Source organism: Lysobacter sp. DMC97 (genome assembly GCF_056313745.1).
This window is the reverse complement of record NZ_JBQUZR010000003.1, coordinates 46,500-62,708: the sequence shown is the minus strand read 5'-3', so window position 1 is coordinate 62,708 and position 16,209 is coordinate 46,500. Positions and strand designations below refer to the sequence as shown.

The window sequence follows — 16,209 nt, the reverse complement described above, 5'->3', positions numbered from 1 at the left end:
TTGAGGCAAATCGCCTACGATGCAACCGGGCCCGGCTCCTTCACGACCTGCGACTGGAACTGCTGGTGGAAGAGACGGGCGTATGCGCCCCGCGAGGCGAGCAGCGATTCATGGCTGCCCTCCTCCACCAGCACGCCGTCTTCGATCAGCACGATCCGTTTCGCGAGCAGCAGCGACGACAGCCTATGGGCGATGACGATCGTGGTCCTTCCCCGGATCAGGGATTGGAGCGATTGCTGTATGAAGGACTCTGACTGGGAATCCACGGCCGAAACCGCTTCGTCCAGGATGAGGATCCTCGGATTGCGCAGGAACATCCGCGCGAGCGCGATGCGCTGGCATTCACCACCCGACAATGTCATCCCCCGCTCACCGACCTGGGTGTCGTAACCGTTCGGCAGCGCCGAGATGAAGTCGTGTGCGTGGGCCGCCCTTGCCGCGGAAATCACGTCCTCGATCTCTGCACCGGGGCGTCCCAACCGGATGTTCTCGAGGATGGTACCGGTGAAAAGGAAGGTCTGCTGGTCCACGATCCCCACTTCGGCGCGGAGGTGCACGAGATCGATGTCGCGGACATCATGGCCGTCGATGAGCACCGCGCCTTCGTCGGCTTCGTAGAACCGGAGTAGCAGGCGCACCAGCGAAGTCTTCCCGGCCCCGGAGTGCCCGACGAGTGCGATCGTCTCGTTCGGGCTGATCGAAAGGTCGAGATCGCGGAAGATCGGTCTGCCCGGCTGGTATGCGAAGGACACCTTGCTGAAGCGGATACCGCCCTGTTCGATCCTCAACCCCCGGTCGATCGACGACTCCGTCGGCTCGTCGAGGAATTCGTAGACCCGCTGTAGCGCAGTCGTCGCCTGCTGGATGCTGATGTTGGCGGCAACGAGCGTGTTGATCGGGACGTAGAGGAAATTGAGCAGAGACAGGACACCGACGACCTCGCCGAGCGTCATCGAGCCTGCGTTCACGCTGTTGACGCCGTACCACATGACGAATGCGATGCTCAACGACGACACGAGGCTCGTACCCACGGTACTGACGATGCCGTAAGTGTTGGTCTTGATGTAGACGTCCTTGAGCTCGCCGAGCTGCTGGGTCACGATCCCGGCCTGCGCAGCCTCCTGGCCCAGGGCCTTGATCGTGGCGATCCCGGCCAGGCGCTCACTGACGGTGGCCGAGGCCGCCGCCTGCTTTTCCTGCATTTCCTTGCTAAGGTCGCGCATCTTCTGGTTCGCGTAGTAGCGGATGTACGCGAAGGGGACCACCGCGAAGATCAGAACGAAACCGACCTTGATGTGGATCGCCAGGATGATCGCCGCGCCGATGAGGAACGTCAGGACATTGATCGCGACGGTGATGACGGTCCTGACCAGCGCGCCTTCGATCGCGCGCGAATCATTCATCATCCGCGACTGCAGATAGGTCGAATGCTTGCTGGAGAAGAAGCTCAGCGGTAGCGACTGGATGTGGCGATACATCCTCGATTGGACTTCCAGGATCACCGTCTCCTTGAGACGGAGGGTGAGGCCTTCCTGGATGTACGAGAAAACGTGCCGCAAGACCACGAGCGTGACGAGCACGAGCGAGAGTTGATTGATGACGCTCTGTCCACGAGCGCTGACGGCGGCGTCGATGATGCGCATGGTCAGGAGCGGGGCCGGCAGTTGCAAGAGAACGGCCAGCACCATCAGCACCGTGGCCTTCACGAAAGAAGCCTTGTGCGGCCCCATGAAATCCCGCCAGAAGGCTTTCAGGAGCGTCGCGAATCCAGCGGCTGCACGCTCGGAGCCGGCTTTCTTGCCGGGGATGCGCGCGGATTTCGTGCTGGCAGAGCGTTTATCCATAAACCCCCCAATGCCGGGAGCATTTAGTGCAGCCGTCAATGGGTATGTCAAGTGCCTGCTGCATCCATGAGCATGCGAAATCTATCGATCGATTTTCCCTTTGTATCGAGCCATTCGATCGATTTCATCAATGAAAATCCTGCTTGCGGCTCGACCAGACCAACCGATGGTCATCGCGGCTTGCTGCACTGCAATACATCGAGCACATGCAAGTGCTCATTCTAGGTGTGGGCCCCGACCTTGCGCCGGGGCCATTGTTTCAATGAAGGGGAGCACGACGCAGCGCGGTGTGCGCCGCGCTGCGCCTCACTCCACCGTCACGGCCTTCGCGAGGTTGCGCGGCTTGTCGACGTCGGTGCCGCGCGCGAGGGCGGCGTGGTAGGCGAGCAACTGCACCGGGATCGCGTGTACGATCGGCGACAGCGTGCCGACGTGGCGCGGCGTGCGGATCACGTGCACGCCTTCGGATTCGCTGAAGTGGCTGTCGGCGTCGGTGAAGACGTACATCTCGCCGCCGCGGGCGCGCACTTCCTGGATGTTGGACTTCACCTTCTCCAGCAGGCTGTCGTTGGGCGCGATCACCACCACCGGCATGGCCGCGTCGACCAGCGCCAGCGGCCCGTGCTTCAGCTCGCCGGCCGGGTAGGCCTCGGCGTGGATGTAGGAGATTTCCTTGAGCTTCAATGCGCCTTCGAGCGCGATCGGATAGTGGATGCCGCGGCCGAGGAACAGCGCGTGCTGCTTCGGCGCGAAGCGCTCCGACCACACCGCGACCTGCGGTTCGAGGTTCAGCGCGTGCTGCACGCTGCCGGGCAGGTGGCGCAGGTCCTCGATCAGCGCGGCTTCCTCGTCCGCGGACAGGCGGCCGTGCAGCTTCGCGACCGTCGCCGCCAGCGCGAACAGCGCGACGAGCTGCGTGGTGAAGGCCTTCGTCGAGGCCACGCCGATCTCGGCGCCGGCGCGGGTGTAGAACACGAGCTTGCTGGCGCGCGGGATCGCGCTCTCGGGCACGTTGCAGATCGACAGCGTGCGCTCGTGGCCCAGCGACTTCGCGTACTTCAGCGCCTCCATCGTGTCGAGGGTTTCGCCCGACTGCGAGATGGTGGCGACCAGCTGGCGCGGATCGGCAACGACCTTGCGGTAGCGGTATTCGCTGGCGATCTCGACCGTGCACGGCAGGCCGGTCATGGCCTCGAACCAGTAGCGCGCGGTCAGGCCCGCGTAGTAGCTGGTGCCGCAGGCGAGTATCTGCAGCCCGGAGATGTCGCGCAGGATCGCCTCGGCATCGGCGCCGAACAGGTCGGGCGCGAACGCACCGCGGTCGACGATCGCCTCGATGGTGTCGGCGATGGCGCGCGGCTGCTCGTGGATCTCCTTCTGCATGAAGTGCCGGTACGGGCCCAGCTCCAGCGACGCCAGCGACACGCCGGAGACGAAGGCGTCGCGCTTCACTTCGGCGTCGGACGCATCGAACACGCGCACGCCTTCGCGGGTGACTTCGGCGGTGTCGCCCTCTTCCAGGAAGATCACGCGGCGCGTGGCCTGCACGATCGCCGACACGTCGGACGCGATGAAGTTCTCGCCCTCGCCCAGGCCGATCAGCAGCGGACAGCCCATGCGCGCGCAGACCATGCGCGAGGGATCGTCGCGGCTGATCACCGCCAGCGCGTAGGCGCCGTCGAGTTCCTTCACCGCGCGCTGCAGCGCGGCGAGCAGGTCGTCGCCCTGCGACAGGTAGTGGTGGATGAGGTGCGCGATGACCTCGGTGTCGGTCTGCGACTCGAACACGTAACCCAGCGCGTGCAGGCGTTCGCGCTGCGCCTCGTGGTTCTCGATGATGCCGTTGTGCACCAGCGCCACGCCCTGGCTGATGTGCGGATGCGCATTGCCTTCGGTGACGCCGCCATGCGTGGCCCAGCGGGTATGGCCGATGCCCAGCCGGGCGGAGAAGCCTTCGGCGGCGGCGGCGTTCGCCATCTCGGCGACGCGGCCGGTGCGGCGCACGCGGCGGACGTCGCGACCACCGTCGGCGTCATCGACGACCGCGATGCCGGCCGAATCGTAGCCGCGGTATTCCAGACGTTTCAGACCTTCGACCAGCACGGGGACCACATCGCGATCCGCGATCGCGCCGACAATGCCACACATGGATTCTGCAGACCTCTCGGGGTTCGGAACGGATCGCCGGGCGGCGCGTCCGGGGCGCGGCTAGTGTAACGGCGAAACCCCGGACAAACGTCCGCGCGGACACGTCCGGACAGCCCGCGGACAGTCCCGTCCACATGCAAAACCCATCTGGATCAATGGGTTGCGATTGGCACGCGGCTTGCGTTCCATGGCGTGAACACACTGCCCGACACGCCATGAGCATTCGCGACACCGCCGCCCAGGACCGCGCCCTTTCCGCCACCGGCCAGACCCGCCGCCGCCGGCGGACGATCCTCCTCGTCGTCGCGGGCATCGCCATCGCGACCACGGCCGTCGTCGTCGCCTGGCGCGGCGGCAGCCGTTCGGTCGACGCCGAGCGCGTGCGCATCGCCGAAGTGCGTCGCGGTGACCTCGTCCGCGACCTGTCGGCCGAAGGCCGGGTGATCTCGGCGAACAGCCCGACGCTCTACGCGATCTCCGGCGGCACCGTCACCCTGCGCGTGGTCGCCGGCGACACCGTGAAGAAGGACCAGGTGCTGGCCGAGATCGACAGCCCCGAGCTGCGCAGCCGCCTCGCGCAGGAAGAAGCCACGCTGGCCGGGCTGGAGGCCGAAGCCTCGCGCGCCGAGCTCGACGGCGCGCTCACCCGCGCCAACGCGCGCAAGCTGCTGGACCAGGCGAGCGTGGACCGCACCGCCGCCGCGCGCGACCTGGAGCGCAACAAGCGCGCGTTCGACGGCGGCGCCGTCGCCCAGATCGACGTGGCGCGGGCGCAGGACACGCTGAAGAAGTCCGAACTCGCGCTGGCCGCGGCACAGCAGGAATTCACGCTGCAGGGCCAGGGCGCCGGCCTCGACAGCCGCAACAAGCGGCTGCAGGCCGACCGCCAGCGCGCGGTGGTCGCGGAGCTGCAGCGCCAGGTCGATGCGCTGTCGCTGCGCGCGCCGTTCGACGGCCAGGTCGGCCAGGTGCTGGTCGCACAGCGCGCCAACGTCGCCGCGAACGCCGCGGTGCTCAGCGTCGTCGATCTCTCCGAGTTCGAAGTCGAGATCAAGGTGCCGGAAAGCTTCGCCCGCGACCTCGGCATGGGCATCCCCGCCGAAGTCACCGGCAGCAGCGGCACCTTCCCGGCCGTGATCTCGGCGGTGTCGCCGGAAGTCGTGAACGGCGAAGTGTCCGCCCGCCTGCGCTTCAAGGGCACGCAGCCGCCCGGCCTGCGCCAGAACCAGCGCCTGAGCGCGCGCATCGTGCTCGACACGCGCCGCAACGTGCTGATGGTCGAACGCGGCCCGTTCGTGGAACAGGGCGGCGGCGCCATCGCCTGGGTCATGGAAGGCGACGTCGCGACGAAGCGTCGCATCCGCGCAGGCGCCAGCAGTCTCGACGCCGTGGAAATCCTCGAAGGCGTCAAGCCGGGGGATCGCATCGTGATCTCCGGCACCGAACGGTTCGGCGACGCCGAACGCATCCGCATCTCCGGAGAATGATCATGTCCATCCCGGCCCCCGACAGCCCCCCCTTCGTCGCGCAGTGGGACGCCGAAGCGCTCACCGACGTGATGCTGCGACTGCGTCCGCCGCCGCTGCGGACCGTCGTGTTCGCGCCGTCGGCCAACGACGCGGAACACCATCGCCCGCATCGCACCGGCAGCTTCGCGCCTGCGCCGGCCATGCCACCGCACTTCCGCATCGGCGGCTGACCTGCATCGCCCGCACCGATCCGCACACTGACTCACGGAGTTCCCAATGTTGCATATGCAAGGCGTCACCAAGGTCTATCGCACAGAGCTGGTGGAAACCCACGCACTGCGTTCGCTCGATGTCGAAGTGAAGGAAGGTGAGTTCGTCGCCGTCACCGGACCCTCCGGCTCGGGCAAGACCACCTTCCTCAACATCGCCGGGCTGCTGGAGGACTTCAGCGGCGGCACGTACCTGCTCGATGGCGAGGACGTGAGCCGGCTCGGGGACGATGCACGGTCGCGGCTGCGCAACCGCAAGATCGGTTTCATATTCCAGGGCTTCAACCTGATCCCCGACCTCAATCTCTTCGACAACGTCGACGTGCCGCTGCGCTACCGCGGCATGGCCGCGTCGGAACGCCGTACGCGGATCGAGGACGCGCTGTCGCGCGTCGGCTTGGGCTCGCGCATGAAGCACTTCCCGGCCGAACTCTCCGGCGGCCAGCAGCAGCGCGCAGCGATCGCGCGCGCACTCGCCGGCAGCCCGCGCCTGCTGCTCGCTGACGAACCCACCGGCAATCTCGATTCGCAGATGGCGCGCAGCGTGATGGAACTGCTGGAGGAGATCAACGCGCAGGGCACCACGATCGTGATGGTGACCCACGACCCGGAACTCGCCGCGCGCGCGCAGCGCAACGTGCACATCGTCGACGGCACGGTCACCGACCTGCAGGCGGACCCGGGCCTGGCGCGACAGGTCGCGACGACCGCCACATCCCTGCCCTGAGGGAATCGCCATGTTCGCCTACTATCTCAATCTCGCCCTGCGCAGCCTCCGGCGCAACAAGGCGCTCACGCTGCTGATGATCCTCGCGATCGCGCTCGGCATCGGCGCAACCATGACCACGCTTACCGTCTATCACGTGCTCTCGGGTGACCCGATCCCACAGAAAAGCGGCGTGCTCTTCTATCCGCGGATGGATCCAAGGTCGAAGTCAGGATTCACCCCGGGCGACGAGCCCGAGCAGCAGATGACCCGGTACGACGCCGAGGCTCTGCTCCGCCAGAAGCGCGGCGACCGCCAGGCGGTCATGACCGCAGGCAGCGTGATCGTCGACATGGAGAACAGCAGCGCCAAGCCGTCATCAGAGCAGGCGCGCTACACATCGGCCGACTTCTTCGCCATGTTCGACGTGCCCTTCCTCCAAGGCAATGCGTGGAAAGCGTCCGACGACGACGCCCGCGCGCGCGTCGCGGTGATCTCGAAAAAGCTCAACGACCGCCTTTTCCAAGGCGGGAACAGCGTCGGCAAGACCTTCCGCATCGCACGCAATGACTTCCGCGTGGTCGGCGTCCTCGACACCTGGCAGCCGAACCCGCGCTTCTACGACCTCACCAATCAGCGCTATGGCGGCGAAGAGGACGTCTACCTCCCGTTCTCGACGTCGCGCGCGCTGAAGCTCGGGACGCAGGGGAACATGAATTGCTGGGGCAATGCGAACCTCGACAGCGAAGGTTCGACCGGTCTCAACGCACCCTGCACTTGGCTGCAGTACTGGGTGGAACTGGACTCGCCCGAGAAGGTGGCGAAGTACCGCCGCTACCTCCAAGGCTATTCCGATGAACAACGCAAGGCCGGACGCTTCGAAAGACCGACCAACGTGCGCCTGCACGGCTTGATGGACTGGCTCGAAGTCATGAACGCGGTCCCTGCGGATGTCCGCCTGCAGATGTGGCTGGCGTTCGGGTTCCTCGGCGTCTGCCTGCTCAACACGGTGGGCCTGCTGCTGGCGAAGTTCCTGCGACGCGCCCAGGACATCGGCGTGCGCCGCGCACTCGGCGCCTCGCGTCGGGCCATCTTCGCGCAGTGCCTCATCGAAGCGGGTACCGTCGGGCTGATCGGCGGCGCGCTCGGTCTTGGGCTTGCTTGGGTCGGACTGTGGGCGGTGCGACAGCAACCCACCGAGTACGCGGCACTTGCCCACCTGGATCCGGCGATGCTCGCGCTGTGCTTCGTCCTGGCGCTGGTCGCAAGCCTGCTGGCCGGGCTGCTGCCGGCATGGCGAGCCTGCCAGATCGCGCCCGCGATCCAGCTGAAGTCGCAGTAGGCGCACACGCAGCACCGCGTCGCGCTCCGCATATTCCCCCGCGGCCTTCTGTCGCCCCAACCGGAACACCGCCATGGACCTCCGTCCGATCCTCTCCACACTGCTTCGGCACAAGACCGCCGCCGCATTGATCGTGCTCGAGATCGCGCTCAGCTGCACGATCATCTGCAATGCCATGTTCCTGATCTCGGACCGTATCGGCCGCATCAACCGCGACAGCGGCCTGACCGAGGACCAACTCGTGCGGATCCAGGTCAGCAGCCTCGACAGCGAAACCGACGCCACCGCGCGCATGAAGACCGACATCGCCGCGCTGAGGGCGATCCCCGGCGTCAAATCCGCTTCCAGCATCAACCAGATCCCCTACGGCGGCTCCTCCTGGAACAGCGGCGTGCGCCTCACGAAGGACCAGCAGAACTCGGATTTCAACGCCAGCACGTTCCTGGGTGACGAGGAGATGCTGGAAGCCTACGGGCTGCGGGTCACGGCCGGCCGGGATTTCACCAAGGACGAATACCTGGAATGGGAGGCGATGAATCAACCCGGCAGCGCGCTCTCGTTCCCCGCGGCGATCGTGACGCGCGCCTTCGCCGACAAGCTCTGGCCCGGCAAGAACCCGCTGGGCAAGACCTTCCTCGTCTGGGGCGAAGAGCCCACGCGCGTCGTCGGCATCGTCGACCACGTCCTGCGGCCCAACGACACCGGCGACACAGGAGAAGGCGGCTATTCGGTATTCCTCCCGGTGCGGATGAGCGTGGGCCTCTACGTCCTGCGCACGGACCCGCAGAGGCGCAACGAAGTGCTGAAGGCCGCGGTGGACACGCTCAACCGGATCGATCGCAATCGCGTGATCAACAATCAGGAGCTGCTGACCGACATGCGCCAGGACTACTACGGGCGCGACCGTTCCGTGGTGTGGCTGCTGACGATCGTGTGCATCGCGCTGCTGACGATCACCGCCTTCGGCATCGGCGGACTGGTCAGCTTCTGGGTCCAGCAGCGGACGAAGCAGATCGGCGTCCGCCGGGCGCTGGGCGCGACGCGCGGCCAGATCCTGCATTACTTTCAGGTCGAGAATTTCGTCCTTGTCTCCGCCGGTATCGCGCTCGGCATGCTCGGCGCCTTCGCGCTCAACCAGTTGCTGATGGCGCACTACGAACTCCCGAGGCTTCCTGCAAGTTTCCTGCCGATCGGCGCGATCACACTGTGGGCACTCGGGCAGCTCGCCGTGCTGGGGCCGGCGAGGCGCGGCGCCGCGGTTCCGCCAGCGGTCGCCACACGAAGCATCTGAAGCCGCGCATCGCGACTCCTGCTAGGCTTCCGCCATGCCCACGATCCTCGTCATCGACGACAACCCCGCGGTCGCCACTGCGCTGGAGACGCTGTTCTCGCTGCACGACATCGATACGCGCACGGCGGCGACGCCCGCCGAAGGCCTCGCCGCGCTGGAGGAAACGCCGGTGGACCTCGTGGTGCAGGACATGAACTTCGAGGCCGACACCACGTCCGGTGCGGAAGGCGAAGCCCTGTTCCGCGAGATCCGCGCGCGCCATCCGGACCTGCCGGTGATCCTGCTGACGGCGTGGACGCACCTCGGCTCCGCGGTGGATCTGGTGAAGGCCGGCGCCGCGGACTACCTCGCCAAACCGTGGGATGATCGCCGCCTCGTCGCGACGGTGAACAACCTGCTGGAGCTGTCGCAGACGCGGCAGCAGCTTGCGCGACGCGACGCCGGCGACCGGCGTCGGCGCGAGGCGCTGTCGGCGTTCGACCTGCGCGGCTTCGTGCATGCGGACCCGCTCACCGGTTCGGTGCTGCAGCTCGCCGGGCAGATCGCACGATCGGATCTGCCGGTGCTGGTCACCGGGCCCAACGGCAGTGGCAAGGAGCGGCTGGCCGAGATCGTCCACGCGAATTCGTCGGTGCGGAACGGCCCGTTCGTCGCGCTCAACTGCGGCGCGCTGCCGGCGGATCTCATCGAAGCCGAACTCTTCGGCGCCGAGGCCGGTGCGTACACCGGCGCGAATCGCGCCCGCGAAGGCAAGTTCGAGGCCGCGGACGGCGGCACGCTGTTCCTCGACGAGATCGGCACGCTGCCGCTGGCCGGCCAGGTGAAGCTGCTGCGCGTGCTGGAGACCGGACGCTTCCAGCGGCTCGGCAGCAACCGCGAGCGCGAGGTGAAGGTGCGCGTGGTCAGCGCCACGAACGCCGACCTGCCGGCGCTGATCGCTTCGGGCCAGTTCCGCGAGGATCTCTTTTACCGGCTCAACGCGATCGAACTGCGGCTGCCGCCGCTGGCGCAGCGCCCCGACGACATCCTGCCCTTGGCCCGGCACTTCCTGCCGGAAGGCCGCACGCTCGACGCCGCGGCCGAGCGTGCATTGCTGGGCCACCGCTGGCCGGGCAACGTGCGCGAACTGCGCAACACCATCCAGCGCGCCGCGCTGCTCGCGCCCGGCACGCGCATCGGCGCGGCCGATCTCGGCCTGCCGCCACCGCCGCCGGTGTCCGCAGCGGCGACGGACACGATCGAACCGGATCGCGTGACGATCGAGGCCGCGCTCGCGCGCGCCGGCGGCGTGCTCGCACAGGCCGCGCAGGAACTGGGCATGTCGCGGCAGGCGCTCTATCGCCGCATCGAACGCCTCGGCATCGCCCGCGACTGACACGCGCCGCCATGCACATCCTCCGCATGCTGCCGCTGGCCATTCGCCTGATGATGCTGGGCGCGCTGTGCGTCGCACTCGCCGCGGCCGGCACGGCGGTACTGGCGCGCTGGCTGCCGGACTGGGGCGCGGCGCTGCTGTCGGCGCTGGTCGCCGGCGCGCTGCTCGCCGCGCTGCTGTGGCGCACGCTGTCGCCGATGCGCGCGCTGTTCCGCGCGCTCGCCGGCACCGTCGCCAGCTATCGCGACGGCGACTTCAGCTTCGGCATCACCTGGGACAAGTACAGCGACCTCGTCGAACTCGTCGGTGCGCACAACGCGCTGGGCGACGCCCTGCGCGAACAGCGCGTGTCGCTGGTGCAGCGCGAACTGCTGCTCGACACGATGGTGCAGAACACGCCGGTGGCGATGGTGCTGCTGGAACCCGCCGGCCGCGTCGTGCTGGGCAACCTCGCCGCGCGCAAGCTGCTGGGCGAAGGCCGTCGTCTGGAAGGGCAGACCTTCGATGCCGTCCTCGCGCGCACGCCACAGGCGCTGCGCGATGCGTTCGAGCGCGGCGGCGACGGCATCTTCGCGGTCGGCGACGAGGACAACGAGGACATCTTCCATCTCTCGCGCCGCGGCTTCCTGCTCAACGGCCGCCGGCACGAACTGATCCTGCTGCGCCAGCTCACCGCAGAGCTGCGCCGGCAGGAAGTACAGACGTGGAAAAAGGTGATCCGCGTGATCAGCCACGAGCTCAACAACTCGCTGGCGCCGATCGCGTCGCTCGCGCACTCCAGCGCCGAACTGATGAAGCGCGGCCAGCTCGAACGCATCCCGAACGCGCTGGCGACGATCGAGGAACGTGCGCGCCACCTCGAAGGTTTCATCCGCGACTACGCGCGCTTCGCGAAACTGCCGGCGCCGCGGCTGCAGTCGCTGGAGTGGTCACGTTTCCTCGCGCAGCTGCGCAGCCAGGTCGAATTCGCGTGGGACGGCCAGCACGGCGACGGCGTGTTCCAGGCCGACGCCGCGCAGTTCGAGCAGACGCTGCTGAACCTGGTGAAGAACGCGCACGAATCCGGCTCGGCGCCGCAGGACGTGCAACTGCGGCTGCGCCGCCAGCCCGACGCCTGGCGCATCGACATCCTCGACCGCGGCAGCGGCATGAGCGATGCCGTGCTCGCGCAGGCGCTGCTGCCGTTCTATTCCACCAAGCGCCACGGCACCGGCCTCGGGCTGGCGCTGTGCCGCGACATCATCGAAGCGCACGGCGGCCGCATCTCGCTGCAGAACCGCGAGGGCGGTGGCCTGTGGGTGGGGCTCACGCTGCCGGCACGGTGATCGGACGTCCCGCATGGGACGACGACCGGGTCCCCGTCATTGGCTCAACACCCGGAGCGGCAGTGATTCCGTGTAGCGGTGCTCGACGGCGGCGAGCTGCTTCGTCAGCGCATGGCGCCTGCCGTTGAGGACCAGCGAGATCGCGATGGTGATCCTCTCGTTCGGCACGCAGGGCACCGGCGTCGAACCGAGCTTGTTGTAGTTCGGGTTGTCCTGCATCCAGAAATAGGAATCGTAGTTCTCGATCAGCACCACCGGCGGGCGCCCCGCCTGCCGGTACGAGAACGATTCGATGCGAATGGACGAGACGTTGGGGTTGGGACCGGCGGCCTGGTGCCGGTCCTTCACGTACACCTGGAAATACACCGATTCCGGCGTGCGTTCCGATTTGTACAGGAACGGGATGCCGAACGTTTCCCGCGCAAACCACGACGGGTAGGTCGTGATCTCCAGTTCGTTCTTTTCGTCCAGCGGGACCAACAGCGGTTCGTACTCGTACATCCGGATTCTGGCGCAGCCGGCGAGCACGGCGACCAGCACGGCCGCGAACACCGCCTGGCGCCACGCCCGCCTCATTTCGGTTTCTTCACCGGTCGCTTCCAGCCATCGATCCCGACCTGCCGCGCGCGCGCGATCGCGAGCTTGCCCGCCGGCACGTCCTCGACGATGGTGGAGCCGGCGCCGACGGTCGCGTTCGCGCCGATCGTCACCGGTGCCACGAGCGCGGCGTTGGAGCCGATGAAGGCGCCGTCCTCGATCGTCGTCGTCGACTTGTTGGCGCCGTCGTAGTTGCAGGTGATGGTGCCGGCGCCGACGTTCACGCCCGCGCCGACCACGGCATCGCCGAGATAGGTCAGGTGGTTCGCCTTGCTGCCGGTGCCGAGCCGCGCGTTCTTGGTCTCGACGAAGTTGCCGACGTGAACGCCGTCGGCGAGCACGGTGCCCGGGCGCAGTCGCGCGAACGGGCCGATCTGTACCGCGCCTTCGGTGCGCGCGCCGTCGAGGTCACAGTGCGCGCGCACTTCGGTGCCGGCCGCGAGCACGACGTCCTTCAGCCGGCAGAACGCGCCGATGCGCACGCCGTCGCCAAGCGCGACCTCGCCCTCGAACACGACGTTCGCGTCGATCTCCACGTCGCGGCCGACCGTCACCGTGCCGCGCACGTCGACGCGGTTCACGTCGGCGAAGCGCGCGCCGTCGGCGCACAGCGCGCGCACGCGGCGCAGTTGCATCGCGCGTTCGAGCTGCGCGAGCTGCCACGGATCGTTGGCGCCCTCGGTTTCCATCGGATCGTGCACCGTCACGATTTCGGCCGGCACGAATTCGTCGGCGGCCATCGCGAACACGTCGGTGAGGTAGTACTCGCCCTGCACGTTCTGGTTCGACAGGCGATCCAGCCACGGCACGAGGGCATTGGCATCGGCGGCGATGATGCCGGTGTTGATCGAGCGGATGCGGCGCGTGGCCTCGTCGGCGTCCTTGTGCTCGACGATCGACGCAACGCGACCCTGCGCATCGCGCACGATGCGGCCGTAGCCGGTGGGATCGGCGACTTCGGCGACCAGCACCGCGAGGCGTCCGGGTGCATCGAGCAGCCGGCGCAGGGTCTCGGCGTGGATCAGCGGCACGTCGCCGTACAGCACCAGCACGCGCGCGTCATCGGGCACGCCGGGCATCGCCTGCTGCACCGCGTGGCCGGTGCCGAGCTGCTCCGCCTGCTCGGCCCAGCGCAGGTCCGGCTGGTCGGAAAACGCGGCGCGCACGGCGTCGCCGCCGTGGCCGTAGACGATGTGGATGCCGGCCGGCGCGAGCGCACGCGCGCTGGCGATCACGTGCGCGAGCATCGGCACGCCGGCGATCTTCTGCAGCACCTTGGGCAGCGCGGACTTCATCCGCTTGCCCTCGCCCGCGGCGAGGACGACGACATGGAGAGGGGCGGTCATGCGGGCTCCGGGGCCGGGAATGCCGGCATTCTAGCGGGAGCGGCTGCTACGATGCCGGCGCCTCCCTCCCGCGACCCGCGCATGTCCGCATCGCCTGCCGCCCTCGATCCGCCGTTGCCCTCGCGGGCGATGCGCATCGCGCTGGCGGCCGGCTTCGCGGCGACAGTCGCCGGCCTGGTCATCCACGACACCTGGCGCGTGCTGCCGGCCGAGCGCTTCGCGCTGTCGCTGGTGCTCGCGGGGCTGAGCTGTCTCCTCGCGTGGCCGCTGCGCAAAGCCTTCCGCTGCCGCATGGCGACCATGCTCGCCGCGCTCTGGGCAATCGCCCTCGTGATCTACGCCGGCGCGCTGCCGGTGCTCGCGGCGGCGACGCTGGGTGCCGCGGCGATGGGCGTCGGCCTGTGGCTCGTGCCCGCACGCATGCCGGTGCGTGCCGCGATCGCCGCCGCCGTCGGTCTGGTCGCGATCGCGGGAACCACCGGCTGGACGCTGACTTGGCCGATCCATCGCGCGATCGTCTGGTGGCCGCTGCTGCTGATCGTCATCGCCTGGCGACGCCACGCCATCGCCGAAGCCCTGCGCGCGATCACGACCGGCTGGCGCACCACCGTCGGCGAAGCGCCGCGCGCGGCGGCGGCGACCGTGCTGCTGTTCGGACTGGCCTCGACCGCCTGCTGGCTGCCGTCGCTGCAGATGGACGACCTGACCTACCACCTCGGCCTGCCCGCGCAGCTGCGGCTGCACGCGGCCTACGCGCCCGATGCGCGCGTGCAGATATGGGCGTACGCGCCGTGGGCGGGCGACGTACTGCATGGCATCGTCGGCGTGCTCGCGCGACGCGAGGCGCATGGCGCGATGAATGCGCTGTGGCTGCTGCTGATGGCCGGCGCCGCGGCATCGCTGCTCACATCGCTGCACGCCGCACCGCGCGAACGCTGGGCGTCGCTCGCGCTGCTCGCCAGTCTGCCGCCGCTGGTGTGGATGGCCGCCGGGCAGCAGACCGAACTTGCCGCCACCGCGGTCACGCTCGCGCTGGCGGCGGTCATCGTCACCGATGCACCGGGCCGGCTGTTGGCAGGCGCAGCGCTGTTCGCCGGCCTGTTCGCACTGAAGCCGGTGCACGGGATCGCCGCCTTGCCGCTGATTGTCTACGCGGGGTGGCGGCATCGCGGCGCGCTGCCGTGGTCGCGGCTGCCGATCGCGATCGCGCTGTTCGCCGTCCTCGCACTGTCGAGCGAAGTCATGGCCTGGCGCGCGACCGGCAATCCGCTGCTGCCGCTCTTCAACCAGGTGTTCCGCTCGCCGGCGATGCCGGCCGTGCAGCTCGACGATGCACGCTGGCACGCGGGTCTCGCGCTTGATCTGCCGTGGCGCATGGTGTTCGACACCGACCGCTACCTCGAAGGCTGGGACGGCGCGCTGGGCTTCGCGCCGATCGCGCTCGGCGGCGTGCTGCTGCTCGCGCTGCTGCGCCTGCGCCGGCGCGGTCTGCTGCTGTGCGCCATCGCCGCGATGCTGCTGCCGCTGCTGTCGATGCAGTACGCGCGCTATGCGTGGCCCGGCCTCGGCCTGCTGCTGGTGCTGTTGCCGATCGGGATGGAGGCCGCGTCGGGCCGCCGCACGTTCGCGTGGGCGCTGGTCGCGCTGTGCACGCTCGATCTCGCATTTCAGGCGAACGCGAGCTGGCTGCACCACGCGTCCGTGTTCAAGCGCACGCTGCGCAGTCCGTTCGACGACACCGTCGTGCTGCGCGAGTGGCTGCCGGAGCGCCTGCTGCTGCGCCGGCTGCCGCCCGGCGACGACGGCGGCGTGCTGGCGACCGATCCGCAGCGCGGCTTCATCGCCGAACTCGGTGGCCGCGGGCGCACGGTGTCGCCGCATGCGCCGTGGCTGCAGCGCGAGGCACAGGCGGCGGACGGCGATGCCTCGGGCGCGGCATGGCGACGCCTCTTCGCCGCGCACGCCATCCGCTGGACGCTGACCGACGAGGCCGTCGCCTCGCCCGCGTTGCGGGCGAGCCTGCGCGTCGCAGGCGCACGGGCGGTCGCACACGAAGGCACGATGACGCTGTGGCGTCTCGATCTCGCGCCTGCATCGGCAACGTCACCATGAGCCTGTCGCGTCAGGGCGGCCATTACCTGCTCATCGGCGGCCTGCAATGGCTGCTGGACTGGGCCGTGACCGTGGTCGCCAGCCACGGCGGGCTGCCGATCGAGACCGCGAATGTCTGCGGCCGCATCGCCGGCGCGATGCTCGGCTTCTGGCTCAACGGCAAGGTCACGTTCGCCGGCGACGACACGCGTCTCGGCGGCACGCAGCTGCGGCGGTTCGTGCTGCTGTGGCTGTGCACCACCACGATCAGCACGCTGGCGATGGGCGGCGTCGACGATGCCTTCGGCCTGCACGGCGCATGGCTGGCGAAGCCGGCGATCGAACTGACGCTGGGGCTCGCCGGTTTCCTCGCCTCGCGGCATTGGGTCTACAAGCGCTGACACGC

Annotated in this window: 13 protein-coding genes; 9 read left to right on the top strand and 4 right to left on the bottom strand. The window is 68.4% G+C overall.

The window, feature by feature from the left end; translation table 11 throughout:
* Positions 1-14: 14 nt before the first annotated feature.
* Together ACT53Q_RS06420 and glmS are read right to left on the bottom strand one after the other, a co-directional pair.
* A complete protein-coding gene (locus ACT53Q_RS06420) occupies positions 15-1,844 on the bottom strand; it encodes an ABC transporter ATP-binding protein (protein WP_476185840.1) in 1,830 nt (609 codons plus the stop codon).
* Positions 1,845-2,150: 306 nt separating this feature from the next.
* Positions 2,151-3,992 carry a glutamine--fructose-6-phosphate transaminase (isomerizing) gene (gene glmS / locus ACT53Q_RS06415; RefSeq protein WP_476185839.1) on the bottom strand — a complete coding sequence of 614 codons (1,842 nt, stop codon included), beginning with the start codon at positions 3,990-3,992 and terminating at the stop codon, positions 2,151-2,153.
* A gap of 215 nt (positions 3,993-4,207) precedes the next feature.
* Here glmS and ACT53Q_RS06410 point away from each other — a divergent pair, with 215 nt between their 5' ends.
* The 7 genes from ACT53Q_RS06410 (at position 4,208) to ACT53Q_RS06380 (ending at position 11,769) form a co-directional block, all read left to right on the top strand.
* The gene (locus tag ACT53Q_RS06410) at positions 4,208-5,479 is read left to right on the top strand and encodes an efflux RND transporter periplasmic adaptor subunit (protein WP_476185838.1); all 1,272 of its coding nucleotides are present in this window, start codon (positions 4,208-4,210) and stop codon (positions 5,477-5,479) included.
* 2 nt (positions 5,480-5,481) lie between these two features.
* The gene (locus ACT53Q_RS06405; protein WP_476185837.1) at positions 5,482-5,691 is read left to right on the top strand and encodes a hypothetical protein; all 210 of its coding nucleotides are present in this window, start codon (positions 5,482-5,484) and stop codon (positions 5,689-5,691) included.
* Positions 5,692-5,737: 46 nt separating this feature from the next.
* Positions 5,738-6,457 (top strand): ABC transporter ATP-binding protein, encoded by a 720-nt coding sequence (locus ACT53Q_RS06400; RefSeq protein WP_476185836.1) that lies wholly within the window; start codon positions 5,738-5,740, stop codon positions 6,455-6,457.
* Between the two features lie 10 nt (positions 6,458-6,467).
* A complete protein-coding gene (locus ACT53Q_RS06395) occupies positions 6,468-7,778 on the top strand; it encodes an ABC transporter permease (RefSeq protein WP_476185835.1) in 1,311 nt (436 codons plus the stop codon).
* Positions 7,779-7,851: 73 nt separating this feature from the next.
* Complete coding sequence (locus ACT53Q_RS06390; protein ID WP_476185834.1) at positions 7,852-9,069, top strand: ABC transporter permease; 1,218 nt, start codon at positions 7,852-7,854, stop codon at positions 9,067-9,069.
* 34 nt (positions 9,070-9,103) lie between these two features.
* On the top strand, positions 9,104-10,444 hold the full coding sequence (locus ACT53Q_RS06385) for a sigma-54-dependent transcriptional regulator (protein WP_476185833.1): 1,341 nt from the start codon (positions 9,104-9,106) through the stop codon (positions 10,442-10,444).
* Positions 10,445-10,455: 11 nt separating this feature from the next.
* Positions 10,456-11,769, top strand: a complete 1,314-nt coding sequence (locus ACT53Q_RS06380; RefSeq protein WP_476185832.1) for a sensor histidine kinase — start codon at positions 10,456-10,458, stop codon at positions 11,767-11,769.
* Between the two features lie 36 nt (positions 11,770-11,805).
* On the opposite strand, the gene ACT53Q_RS06375 is transcribed toward ACT53Q_RS06380, so the two are convergent.
* Positions 11,806-12,345 (bottom strand): hypothetical protein, encoded by a 540-nt coding sequence (locus tag ACT53Q_RS06375; RefSeq protein WP_476185831.1) that lies wholly within the window; start codon positions 12,343-12,345, stop codon positions 11,806-11,808.
* Positions 12,342-13,712: a bifunctional UDP-N-acetylglucosamine diphosphorylase/glucosamine-1-phosphate N-acetyltransferase GlmU gene (gene glmU / locus ACT53Q_RS06370; RefSeq protein WP_476185830.1), complete on the bottom strand. Its 1,371-nt coding sequence runs from the start codon at positions 13,710-13,712 to the stop codon at positions 12,342-12,344. The genes ACT53Q_RS06375 and glmU overlap by 4 nt, the downstream gene beginning before the upstream one ends.
* Positions 13,713-13,793: 81 nt before the next feature.
* Here glmU and ACT53Q_RS06365 point away from each other — a divergent pair, with 81 nt between their 5' ends.
* A complete protein-coding gene (locus ACT53Q_RS06365) occupies positions 13,794-15,824 on the top strand; it encodes a hypothetical protein (RefSeq protein WP_476185829.1) in 2,031 nt (676 codons plus the stop codon).
* The gene (locus ACT53Q_RS06360) at positions 15,821-16,204 is read left to right on the top strand and encodes a GtrA family protein (RefSeq protein ID WP_476185828.1); all 384 of its coding nucleotides are present in this window, start codon (positions 15,821-15,823) and stop codon (positions 16,202-16,204) included. The genes ACT53Q_RS06365 and ACT53Q_RS06360 overlap by 4 nt, the downstream gene beginning before the upstream one ends.
* Positions 16,205-16,209 lie beyond the last annotated feature (5 nt).